The organism is Paenibacillus sinensis (assembly GCF_019904155.1).
GTDB lineage: Bacteria > Bacillota > Bacilli > Paenibacillales > Paenibacillaceae > Paenibacillus_AQ > Paenibacillus_AQ sinensis.
In genome coordinates, this window is record NZ_JAHCMB010000065.1 from 315 (window position 1) to 571 (window position 257).

General features: G+C 40.1%; 1 protein-coding gene. It reads left to right on the forward strand.

The features are described from left to right. Positions 1 to 186, forward strand: a 186-nt coding sequence (locus KIH86_RS08820) for a hypothetical protein (RefSeq protein WP_223110399.1), incomplete at its 5' end; no start/stop codon positions are given. Positions 187 to 257 lie beyond the last annotated feature (71 nt).

A 257-nucleotide genomic window follows, 5' to 3' on the forward strand; every position in this document is an offset into this window, starting at 1 on the left:
ATTGATTTAAATCCTACATATAGTCGGGAATACTATTGGAAGGCAATTCATTTATCACGTATGCGAAGAGACTCTGAAGCTCTTCTGGCCCTTGCTACAGCGAAGGAACTAACAACTGATACATCGTTACTAGAGGATATTGAGGAGGCTTTTGAAGTCATAGGGAAGGGTGGCCGTTTTTTCTAAAGTGCGGTCTGTAGGAAAATATAGAGGGATTAAAGAGGTTTAAACAAGGAGGAGCTTATATATGAGACGAT